Consider the following 12,626-nt stretch of genomic DNA (forward strand, 5'->3'; position numbering starts at 1 on the left):
ATAGGCAATTGACAATCTTTTTCATAATCCGAGTTAAAAACTTGACCTATCGCATATACAGAATAACTCAGATTGAGCACAGATAAAATGTTCTTTTTAGATAATACTTTATTTATTACCTGCCAAAAGAAGGAGAGCAACACTTTATCCAAAAAATAGAAGCCCCAAAAGCGTACCATCCTCAATCTTCAAATTAACCAAACAAAACTTCTTGAATAAGAACCAGTATAATCACAAAAAAATGATATCAATTTCATCATCTCTTTTAATCTAAATGAATAATGACTAAATGACAATAATATTATATTAAACCGACTGCTTTTTTACGACAATTTGCTGTAAAATTGGGATTACGACTGCTTTTTGATAAAGTTGGACTTAAATTTTTTTTAGGAGAAAAAAATTTTTAATATGCAATAATGAAACAATAATAAAAATAGCAATTTTCAGTCAAATACACACGATTTATCAATAATTATAAATTATAACAAAATAAAGTTTTGACATACGAGAAAAGATCCATGTTTAACGAAATATCTATTTGTTACTTCATGTAAATTATTTACCGTTCATCAATAAACCAAATGCCAATGAAATAGATTTCTAAAAGCCCAAACCCGATTTTAAGAAAGGATTTCTTTCTAATCAAAAACAATTAACAATAATCCATTATGAAAAGAAAACTACTTAATCGACTAGTGGTGAAACCGATATCATCACTAGCGACTTTATCGTTCTGCTTGTTTTCAGGGAGCTTAATGGCTCAGCAAACAAGTTTGGACAAAAACCTAAAAAATATCGAACAAAATCAGCTTACGACTGCCTCCAATTCCAATGTAGGCAAATCGACATTGGCAGATATGTTTGACGTCACGATATCAGGAACAGTTACTGACAACAATGGCCAACCTATTCCAGGAGCCACTGTTTCTGTACCCGGAACATCCATAGGAACAGCAACCGACCTGGATGGTAAATACACCCTTACAGTACCTGATAATTCTTCAGTGGTCATTTCCTTTATAGGTTTTGAGAGTCAAACCATAGAAGTTGGCAACCAATCTACTATAGATGTAACCCTTACCATGAGCACCCAAGCTTTGGATGAAGTGGTTGTTATTGGTTATGGTACGCAAAAGAAGAAAGACCTTACAGGTGCTGTAATCAACGTGCAGGCTGAAGAGGTAATGAAATACAAACCTACCTCTGTTTCTGAAATCTTGAGAACAACAGTACCAGGTTTAAGTGTGGGATATTCCACAAGTGCGAAAAACGTTCCTAGTTTCAATGTTCGTGGAGATGCTTCTATTAAAGCTGACGCAACTGATGAAGCCAATGCGAACCGTCCACTTATTGTACTAGATGGTGTAATATTTAGAGGTGACCTTGCAGAAATCAACCCTAACACCATAGAAAGTGTTGATGTTTTGAAGGATGCGAGTGCTGCCGCCGTTTATGGTTCTCAAGCGACCAATGGTGTAGTAATATTTACCACCAAAAGAGGTGAATATGGCAAACCTCAAATCTCTTTCAGCTCCAGAGTTGGATTAATAACAGGTGCTAGAAGACAACAGACTCACAAAGGTGGTGAAGATGTATTGAATTGGTTAACGGACATGAACGAAACCATTACCAATTCCATTACTGATCCTTGGACAAGATTTAGGGATTATAACAGCATTGATCCTCAGTACCAAGATGATTGGCTTGCTGCCAATGGTATACCAGGTGAAACTGACCCAGCTAAAATCGATTTGGCTAGGATTAATAACTTTGGTTTTTGGGAAAACGAAATTGAGAATTACCAGAATGGTATTTCTTACGACTGGCAAGACTTCTTATTCCACACAGGTGTAAGACAGGATTATGACGTTAGTGTATCAGGAAGAAATGAAAGGGTATCCTATTATTACTCTTTGGGATACAGTAATAGAGAATCTGTTCAAATTGGAGAATCCTTTGAAACAATCACTTCTCGTTTAAATTTGGATGTAAATTTGGCTGAGTTTTTCACCATTGGTGCAAATACTTCCTTTACTTACCAAAACGAAGGACAAGAAGCCGTAGAAAGTGGTAGCTTTAGGGTTTTTTCACCTTATGACCAACCATGGAAGAATGGCATGCCACAAACAAGAGAAAACTTGAATGATCAGGCTGCAGGTTCAAATATTAGTAACCCTTACCAGGATCCATCTTGGAACACAAGAAGCTATTCCAGGTTTATGATTAACCCTACCTTATATGCTTCTGTTAACTTACCAGGAAACTTTACATTAAGAACGGATTACACTCCTCGATTTGATGTTTACAAAAGATTTGACTTGGATGAAAAAGGAAACCCTCAAAGGGCTGTAGATGCGGCTGAAAGAAGGTACAATGATTACTTCTCTTGGCAGTCCAACACTACTTTAAACTGGAACAAATCTTTCGGTGAGCACAGAATCAACTTCACTGGATTATACAATGCAGAAAGAAACCAAAGATGGGAAACCAGAGCAATGACTAACAATTTCTCCCCAACATCTGCACTTGGTTATCACGCAGTACAACTTGGCCTTAATCCTACCATGTCCTCTTATGATGAGACAAACTCTAGAACAGGTTTAATGGGTAGGGTAAATTATGCCTACAGTGATAAATACAATTTCTCTGCTTCCATCAGAAGAGATGGTTACTCTAGATTTGGTTTACAAAACATCTATGGTAATTTCCCTTCAGTATCTGGAGCTTGGACAATTAGCAATGAGGACTTTATGCAAAACAACTCAGCACTTAATTACTTAAAGTTAAGATTGAGTTATGGGGTTAACGGAAACAGTAGTGGATTGGAAGACTACAATGCTTATGCAAGATTGAGTAATGGTGTATTTTTGAATTATGATGGAGGATATGTACCTACACCTTATACAGAGATCACTAGAATAGCTAACCCTATGTTATCATGGGAACGTACCGGATCTTTTAACGTAGGTTTGGATTTTGGTCTTTTCAATGATAGACTAAGCGGGTCCTTAGATGTATACCAGTCAGAAACAAGAGATTTATTGTTGGATCAAAAACTACCTGATTTATCAGGATTTGAATCAGTTAAAACCAATGTAGGGAATTTACAGAACAGAGGTTTTGATTTGGGATTAAACTCAATCAATGTATCTACTGCTAACCTTGTGTGGACTACTGCCTTTAACGTCACTTATAGAGTGAATAAAATCACCACTTTAGGAAATGCTCCTTCTGAGACAACCGACAGTGAAGGAAATACAGTAATGAGAGAGCCTGATGATTTACAAAACGGATGGTTTATTGGTGAAAACAAAGACATCATTTGGGATTGGGAATTAGATGGGGTTTACCAATTGGGAGAAGAAGCAGAAGCTGCTAAATATGGCCTATTCCCCGGAGACTTCAGGTTTGTGGATCAAGATGGTGATGGAGACATTGACATTGATGACAAAGTATTCTTAGGCTTAACCAATAACCCTTGGTACATCACTTTAAGAAATGATGTAGAATATAAGAACTTTGATTTAGGTGTAATATTCCTAGCTAGATTGGGATACAAAGGAGGTACTTCTGAACCTTTTAACAATTCTCAACAATATATCAAAAACCACAACTGGTACGATATTCCTTACTGGACTCCGCTTAACGGACAAAATGATTTTGCCAGAATTAACTCAATCAATTTGGGTGGTGGTAATGCATGGTTGAGTCAGTCTTATGTAAGGCTTCAAAATATTTCAGTAGGTTATAGTTTGCCTCAAAATATTTTGGAAAAAGTCAAAGCGAATAGGGTAAGACTAGCCGTTAACATTGAAAATGTGGCTGTCTTCACTCCATGGATTAAGGAATTAGGCGATCCTGAATCTGCTAGAGAAATGCCAAGAACTTATTCATTTAGTTTGGATGTAACTTTCTAAAACTAAGCACTATTACAGTTTTAGAAACACAAATTAAAAAAAGAAAGAAATGAAAAAGATAAATATATTTAAAGGGATAATACTTCCTGTATTCCTGGTATTTTCGTTCTCATGTAACGAAGAATTCTTGGATGAGAAACCATTGTCATACTTAAGTCCTGAAAACACTTTTGTAGATGCAGCAGGACTCCAAACTGCCTTGGATGCAGCATATCTTGGGGTTTTCAGTCAATGGAATGGTGATACCCGTGAACTGATGTTCAACAGTAACATGAGTGATGCTTCTGTGGTATCTGCTACGGATAAACCGGATGCATTTGTAGATTTACGTGTATATGCTACGCCTACCAACAGTAGAAACAATGATGCTGGACGTACAAGGTCTTTTTACGCTGACAATTATAAGCATATCAAGAAAGCAAATACAGTAATAGATTATATTGACATCCCTGACTGGGATAATGGTACCAACAATGAAGATAGGAATCACTTATTAGGTTCAGCCTATTTCTTGAGAGCCTTTTTCTACATGCAATTGACCATGGATTTTGGTAATGTTGCTTTCCCACTAAATGTGCTAGCAGGAGCGAGGCGTGATTTTAAAGCATTTAATATGCAAGGAATCTGGGACCAAATGATTGTAGACTTGGAATATGCTGTACAGCATGTTAAACCAAAAAGTCAAATACCTGTAGGGCAAGCCCCTAAGGATGCTGTACGTGTCCTTTTAGCTAAGTATTACATGCTTAACTTACGTTTTGCCGATGCTGAAAAATTAATGGACGATGTCATCAACGGAGGTGAATCTCAACTTTTCACTGATGACATGATACCTGCAGATGTTACCGAGGTAGAAGTTGCCAATACCAACAATCCAAATACAGGAAATCCATTGCCTGGTAGAAGTGGTTATGCCTCTGCTGATGCAGTAAATTACCTACACATGGACAAAGGAGCACAAAAAACCAGTAATCCTGAAGGGATTTGGTTGGTTGTCAATGAGCCATTCGTATTGGGTACGCAAGGTAGATCTGCTAGAATCAGAGCTTGGGGTCCTAACTTTGTAAGTACAAACCTAGGTGTTTGGGAGCCTGGTACTACCAGAACCGGTACAGATGTACAGCAGTCTACTAGCGACGAAAGAGGTAGAATGATGAAAAAATGGGGTAGAGGTCAAGGATTTGCGAGACCTACCAACTATTCTCAATATGACATCTGGAACTTTAAAGGAAAAATTGACGAACAAGATTACCGTCACAAAGACCTTAACTGGTTTGAGATGGAGGATGTTTTGTATGACAATCCTTCTTTATTGGAAGATGGAAGTGAATATTATTTGGAGCCCCTTCGTCTATATGATGACAATGGCAACTTAACTTGTCAGGATACCATCAGGTGCTGGTTCGGTTACCCAAGATACAAGTTTTACTCTGTTAACCAAGAATCTAGACCTGACCGTCAGGATGGAGGTAAAATGGACATGTACATCATGAGAATTGCTGAAGCCTATTTAGTAAGGGCAGAAGCTCGTTACTGGCAAGACAATTATGCAGGTGTAGCTGAAGACATCAACACCATCCGTCAAAGAGCTAACGCCATGGAAATGTATACTGTTGCAGACATTCAAACAGAAGGTATTGGAGCAGTTCTAGACGAAAGAAACAGAGAGCTATTTGGTGAAGAATACCGTCATGATGAGTTGGTTCGTATTTCTGTAATCTTTGCTAAAAGTGGCAAAATGGCTTACAATGGCAAGACTTATTCAATCTCTGGTACAGATATAGAAAAATCGCTTTCAGCGAGTAGTTTCTATTATGACAGGATGATGGAGAAAAACACCTTCTTTAGAGACGAAGTTCCGTGGGCTACTTACAGCACTACCAAATACACCATGGATCCTATGCATGTATTTTGGCCTGTTTATCAGCCATACCTTGTAGGTAATGTGGATGCTATATTGAACCAAACTACCGGTTACAATGGTGCAGAGAACAATATTGAACCACTAAATCATGTAGTTCAACCTGCAGGTGCTCCCAATGAAGACCCTATGAGAGCCATTGGCGAATAAAATTTAACCACTTGTGAATAAAAAGTAAATTAATTCCCCTGCTGTTATCATTTGGTCAGGGGAATTTCTTAATTTAATGGGTCGAATTAATTATAACTTCAATAATAAACCAAATTTGAATATGGATAAGGAATCATCAAGAAGATCCTTTATTAAAAAATCAGCCGTAGCCGGTTCGGCTGCTCTTATTGCTCCTACAATTGTACCTTCCAGTGTATTTGGAGCCAATGATAGGATCAATGCTGCAGTTTTAGGTTTAAATGGTAGAGGAAAAAGCCATATCCAAGGCTTTATGTCACAAAAAAATGTTCAAATAAAGACTTTTTGTGATCCTGACATGAATATCCTTAAGGAACGTCAAAAAAGCTTTAAGGAAAAATACAATGCAGACGTGGTCTTGGAACAAGATCTACGTAGGGTAATGGACGATAAAGATATCGATGTAATCAGTATTGCTTCTCCTAACCACTGGCATGCATTGACTACCATCTGGGCTTGCCAGGCAGGTAAAGATGTTTATGTGGAAAAACCTGGTTCCCATAATATCTGGGAAGGTAGGAAAATGGTAGAAGCAGCTCATAAATACGATAGAATCGTTCAACATGGTGTTCAGCTTAGAAGTTCTCCTGCAGTTCAAGAAGCCATCCAACTAATACGTGATGGTTATATAGGAAATGTTTACATGGCCAGGGGTCTAGTTTTTAGATGGAGACCGAGCATCGGTGACAAAGGATTTTCTCCTGTACCAGAAGGATTGGATTACGATTTATGGACAGGACCGGCTCCAAAAACTCCATTTACTGAAAACCTAGTGCACTACAACTGGCACTGGAATTTTAACTATGGCAATGGAGATGTTGGTAACCAAGGTATCCACGAAACAGATCTATGTATGTGGGGATTAGATGTAGGGCTACCTACTAAAATCACTTCCATGGGAGGAAAATTCCTATGGGATGATGCCAAAACAGTACCAGAAGTATTGACATCTGTGTACAAATATCCTGATGAGAACAAAATCATTCAGTTTGAAGTAAGACCATGGTGCACCAATGCTGAAGATGGAGCTACTGTAGGTAATATTTTCTATGGGGACAAAGGTTATTTGGTAGTTGATGGGTATGACAAATACCAAACATTCCTTGGCAAAGATAGAACCCCTGGTAAATCAGGACAAGATGGCGGACCTTCTGGATCTGAAATGGATCGTGGAGCCGGTGGGACTGACGGTCACTTTGCTAATTTTATTGAGGCAGTTCGTAAGCATGATGCTTCCATCCTAAACGGCCCTGTAGAAACAGCGCACCTGTCTTCAGGATTGGCTCACCTAGGAAATATAGCTTATCAATTGGACCGTGTATTGACGTTCAATCCAAAATCTGAGACTTTTGTCAATGATCCGGAAGCAGATGCCATGCTTACCCGTAATTACAGACCAGGTTTTGAAGTTCCAGACAAGGTTTAAACAATCAATAGTCAAAATATTGATTGCCTTTTTAGAAAAACCTGCCAGGAATTTTTACCCTGACAGGTTTTTCTTGTAAAAGGATTTAAATTTATATTTTAGATATAAACAAAATTATCAAATGAAATACATAGCATTAGTAGTAATAATGGCAATGAGCAGCAATTTTCTCCTCTTTGGTCAAAAAGACAAAGAACCCATTAAAATCGAAATTAAAGACGGCGAGAAAAAAGTAGATGTAATGGTTGCTGGTGAACTATTCACTTCTTATATCTATCCAGACAACGTAATGAAACCGGTACTTTGGCCAGTAATTTCACCAGATGGAAACATGCTGACTAGGAGTTATCCAATGATCAATAAAGCAGGAGACAGAACCGACCACCCTCATCACGTAGGTATTTGGTTAAATTATGGTGATGTTAACGGACTTGATTTCTGGAACAATTCAGAAGCTATTCCTGCTTCCAAAAAGGATGGTTATGGCTCCATCTTTCACCAATCTATCGAAAAAACTAAAAGTGGTAAAGGAAAGGCCCTATTGGTTACGAAGTCTCTATGGAAAGCTCCTGACAACACAAGCATGTTGGAAGAGAAAACTTCTTTTTCTTTTAAAGCAGGAAAAGATATCCGCATTATTGACCGTACTACCGAATTAACGGCATTGATTGATGAGGTTAAGTTCACAGACAACAAAGAAGGAATGTTTGCCATCCGTGTTGCCCGTGAGATGGAGTTGCCTTCAGAGAAACCAACTACCCTAATGGATTCACATGGTGTTGAAACCAAAGTGGATAAAATGGACAATACCTATGTAAAAGGGGATTACAAAAGTTCAGAAGGAATTACAGGAGGGGATGTTTGGGGTACTAGAGCCCGTTGGATGGAGTTGGCAAGTGAAATTAAAGGAGAGCAAGTTTCTTTGATAATCATTGATCATCCAGAAAACCCAGGCTACCCAACTTATTGGCATGCTAGAGATTACGGTTTATTTGCAGCAAACACTTTAGGTCAAAAAGCACTTTCTGGTGGCAAAGACGAATTGAACTACAGCTTGAAAAAAGGCGAAACAGCTACTTTCAAATACAGAGTTGTGGTAGCTTCTGAGCACCTTAGTGAAGATGAAATCAATGCCTTAGCTGACGAATACGCTAAAAAATAACCGGATAAACCCATTTAAACACAAGCATTTCAATGGATAACAATCAATCAAGGCGGAATTTTCTCCAAAAGAGTATTGCTGCAGGAATAGGTCTCTCACTATTGGACCCTGCTACTGCGGCAGCTTTCGCTAAAAAACCCAAAATGAACCTTGGCTTAGTAACCTATCAATGGGGAAAAGACTGGGACCTCCCTACTCTTTTGACAAACTGTGAAAAGGCAGGTTTACTCGGTGTAGAATTAAGAACTGAACATGCACATGGTGTAGAGGCAAGTCTTTCTACCAACGAAAGAAAAGAAGTAAAAAAACGCTTCAAAGACAGTCCTGTAAAATGCCTTGGCTATGGTTCAAACTATGCTTATCACTACACTGACCAAGCCCAAGTTAGAGAAAACATAGAAGGGACTAAGAAATACCTTCAACTTTGCAAGGATATAGGTGCCACTGGAATTAAAGTAAAGCCTAATGGACTTCCTGCGGAGGTATCCAAAGAGCAAACCATAGCGCAGATCGCAAAATCCTTTAACGAGGTAGGTAAATTTGCCAGTGATCTGGGCCAATTGGTAAGGGTGGAAGTGCATGGAAAACTGACACAACAATTGCCAAATATGAAAGCCATATTTGATCAGGTAACTGAAAAAAGTGTTAAGATCTGCTGGAACTCCAACGATCAGGACCTTATGGCCCCCGGCTTGGAAGCCAACTTCAACTCTGTAAAAAAATGGTTTGGTGACACGGTTCATATCCGTGAGCTAAATGAGGGGAATTACCCTTATCAGGAGTTGATGAATTTATTCGTTGGGATGAATTACAAGGGTTGGATTCTTTTGGAAGCACGCACCACACCTGCTGACAGGGTTGCGGCCATGAGAGAGCAACTTGATATCTTCAATACCATGTTGGCCAATGCCAAATAAATTAAACCCGAAATATGCAATAGACATTCTATTACATAATCCGGGTTAAAATAAATAAAGTGCGTCTGGGTCTGGGCAAAAAATTGCAATAATTGCTTATATTTATCAAGCATAGCTTATTGCCTTTTAATAACAAACCCATCCAGATCATGCCTTATTTTATTCAAAGTTTAAAGAATATAAAAGGAAGCTTTTTCTCTAAAAAAGGCCTTTTATATTCTTTTTTTATTTTTATCTACCTGGCAACTTTTCTTTCAGGCTTTACACAAGCAAACTCTTTCAATCTTAGCATTGAACAATTAACCTTTGGCAAAAAGCACCACTTCTTTGGCTACATCGGCCAATGTCAAACCATCCCTTGGAATGAATCAGGAAGGTATATTTTAGGACTTGAGATAGATGCCATAGACCGCATGCCAAGACCTGAAGAATCGGCAACGGTTTTTCTTATCGACACCCAGAATAAAAACAAGCTAATCCGGCTGGACAAATCTCACGCATGGAATCCTCAGCAGGGCACTATGTTTTATTGGAACCCTTTAGCACCCGAAAACCAGTTTTTCTTTAATGACCGCGACCTTACTACAGGAAAAGTATTTACAGTGCTGTATGATATCAATCAAAGAAAACGAGTTAAAGAATACCGTTATGAAGACAGCCCTATCGGGAATGGTGGTGTCGCTGCTGATGGCTCAGCTTGGCTCGGCCTGAATTATGGCCGCTTGGCAAGACTTAGACTCGTTACCGGATATCCCGGGGCACTGGACTGGTCCAAGGATCAATTGGCACCTGAGAATGATGGGATATTTCTCGTGGATGTAAAAACCGGAAATAAGAAACTGTTGGTTTCCTACCATCAAATGGAAAATAAACTAAAAGAAACCAATCCAAAACTTGACCACAGTGGCTTATTTATCAATCACACCCTCTGGAATCGTAATGCCAATCGCATTTATTTTTTTATCAGGGCGGGATGGAGTGGCCAAGGCAAGGAAAGAATCAATGTACCTACCTCCATTCATGCAGATGGTACCGGACTTCAACTCCATGAAACCCATATAGGTGGTCATCCGGAGTGGGATTTAGGTAATGTATTGATCGGCATAAAATACAATGATGGGAAAGGTCCAGACGAGCAAATTCGTTACAATGTTGACAGCAAGGAAATCATAGGAAGCTTAGGAACTCCGGAAATGTTTCCCAAACCGGAGGGAGACATTTCCCTTTCTCCAAATGGTGACCTATTCGTCAATGGATACAGTGATGATAATAAAAACTACTATGCGGTATACCGAAGAAGTGATGGTGCCTTTGCCCGAAGTGAAGGAATCAACAAAGGACTTTACAGTGGTGACATCCGTATAGACCCTGCCCCGCGTTGGAACCGAAGCAATGATGCCATCTTAGTACCTGGGATTGACAAGAATGGCACTCGTCAAATGTTCGTAATTCGCTTGAAGGAGGAGTGATTTTTCTGGAAATAACATCACTTTAGCAAAATCCAATGTCTTCAAAAATAGTGAGAATCCACTACAAGGTGAGTTTGCCTCACCGTTTTTCCACTCAGCCAACCCGCAAGGATTCGCAATGACGATTTTACTGGAATAATAAAAATAACCTACCTCCTTACCAATCCACAGACTTCGTATGCTTCACTACTTTATGCACACTTGCAGCAATCTTGTCTTCTACATCTCCTCGCCATCTCCAAGCGGGATGACCGTATTCGTCCAAATGAGATCCACCTTCATATCCACCCTCTTCCCAAACACGACGAGAGGGCATATAAGCTGCCATATAATTGGCATAACCACAAACCCAAGTTTTCTCAGGAAACTCCTTTTTAAACCTTAAAGAGTAATCTACTACTGCCTCACCTCCAATTCCTATAAACAGAAGTTCATTCCCCATTTGCCAAGCTTGGGTTGGATAAGGATAGCTAGTGTCAAATATTTCTCCATTTTCAATTTTTGCAATCATCCGCTTTGCCCACCTGGCTTGAAGTGGACTTTTGCCATTGGCTATGGGTTCTAATTTTTCCAAAGTCACCATTTCTTCAAAAGCCAGATCCACAAAATTGAAAGATGTATTCAGATTAGAAGAAATTTTTTCCAATGGATTATTTAATGCTTCCTCAACGGCAGTGGAAAGCATTTTACCGTATTTCTCACACAGTGCCAGCTCTCTACGAGGCAAAGGATTTTGATCTCCACCACAAGCATTAAAAAACATGGCTGCCGTACCTGGGAATTTACTTTCTAAATCAATCTGCGCAAACCCAGGGTAATCTCCACACCAGGTATTGAAATCCAATGTGGTAGGGTGACAGGCATACCCAAAAAGCAAGGCTAAATAATGCCCTCCGGGACCTTTAGCAGCCAGAACAGGCACTTCATGATCCACTGCTCCTTGTAGTGGTATTCCTTTAGCCAATAAATCCGGGACTTCTGACTCTTTATTGTCTCTTCTATTTACTGCAAAAGTGCAATTACCTCCACCTAAAAATAATTCACAATCCTGCCAGTTATGAAGTGCTTCATCAACAGCAGCAATTAGCGCTTTTTCCATCCATAAGGTATATTCTTTTACCGCTTTCTTCTGTTGTTCATCACTTGGGTAATAATCTACCAGATCATCTTCTAAACAAGGGGCACAATGATTGTGCGAAAAGGTCAACATAAATTGAGAGCGTTCCAATTGAAATTGTTTCGCGATTTTGTTAAAGATCCGTTCATAGACGGTCTTAGACATGCCCATATGATCAGTGGTAACCATCACCACCCTTTTGCCAGAAGTATCCTTCAGCGCAATTACTTTGGCCCATAAATCATGGATTTTGCCATAGGCCACTCTTTTCCTACCGTAACCTGCAAGCCAAACGTCATTTTGAGGGGTTATTAAGGCCTTAGCTATGCCTATTTGCCATTTGTACTCACCCACCTTGTTCATACCAAAGTCATCCTCATGTTCAAGCAATGCTCCTCCATTCATTGACATAACAGGTGAGGACAACAAACCCAAAGTTCCTGTCGCTACTCTTCCAATAAACTTTCGTCTGTCGAATATTACTTTGCTTTTATTTTGCATAGAA

General features: G+C 39.2%; 7 protein-coding genes. 6 read left to right on the top strand and 1 reads right to left on the bottom strand.

Translation table 11 applies throughout. The annotated features are described in order from the left end of the window. Positions 1 to 671 precede the first annotated feature (671 nt). The 6 genes from AC13EX_RS11955 to AC13EX_RS11980 all read left to right on the top strand — a co-directional run bounded on the left by AC13EX_RS11955 (position 672) and on the right by AC13EX_RS11980 (position 11,004). Positions 672 to 3,920, top strand: a complete 3,249-nt coding sequence (locus AC13EX_RS11955; RefSeq protein ID WP_084011573.1) for a SusC/RagA family TonB-linked outer membrane protein — start codon at positions 672 to 674, stop codon at positions 3,918 to 3,920. A gap of 49 nt (positions 3,921 to 3,969) precedes the next feature. Beyond that, the gene (locus tag AC13EX_RS11960; RefSeq protein WP_048640140.1) at positions 3,970 to 5,991 is read left to right on the top strand and encodes a RagB/SusD family nutrient uptake outer membrane protein; all 2,022 of its coding nucleotides are present in this window, start codon (positions 3,970 to 3,972) and stop codon (positions 5,989 to 5,991) included. A 121-nt stretch (positions 5,992 to 6,112) separates the two neighbouring features. Further along, a complete protein-coding gene (locus AC13EX_RS11965) occupies positions 6,113 to 7,456 on the top strand; it encodes a Gfo/Idh/MocA family protein (protein ID WP_048644280.1) in 1,344 nt (447 codons plus the stop codon). Positions 7,457 to 7,577: 121 nt separating this feature from the next. Further along, a complete protein-coding gene (locus AC13EX_RS11970; RefSeq protein ID WP_482892861.1) occupies positions 7,578 to 8,618 on the top strand; it encodes a DUF6807 domain-containing protein in 1,041 nt (346 codons plus the stop codon). A 32-nt stretch (positions 8,619 to 8,650) separates the two neighbouring features. Continuing rightward, positions 8,651 to 9,535 (top strand): sugar phosphate isomerase/epimerase family protein, encoded by an 885-nt coding sequence (locus tag AC13EX_RS11975; protein ID WP_048640142.1) that lies wholly within the window; start codon positions 8,651 to 8,653, stop codon positions 9,533 to 9,535. Between the two features lie 149 nt (positions 9,536 to 9,684). Continuing rightward, a complete protein-coding gene (locus tag AC13EX_RS11980; protein ID WP_048640143.1) occupies positions 9,685 to 11,004 on the top strand; it encodes a hypothetical protein in 1,320 nt (439 codons plus the stop codon). Positions 11,005 to 11,161: 157 nt separating this feature from the next. On the opposite strand, the gene AC13EX_RS11985 is transcribed toward AC13EX_RS11980, so the two are convergent. Beyond that, positions 11,162 to 12,622: a neutral/alkaline non-lysosomal ceramidase N-terminal domain-containing protein gene (locus AC13EX_RS11985; protein WP_482892862.1), complete on the bottom strand. Its 1,461-nt coding sequence runs from the start codon at positions 12,620 to 12,622 to the stop codon at positions 11,162 to 11,164. Positions 12,623 to 12,626 lie beyond the last annotated feature (4 nt).

Source organism: Cyclobacterium sp. L-R (genome assembly GCF_056859355.1).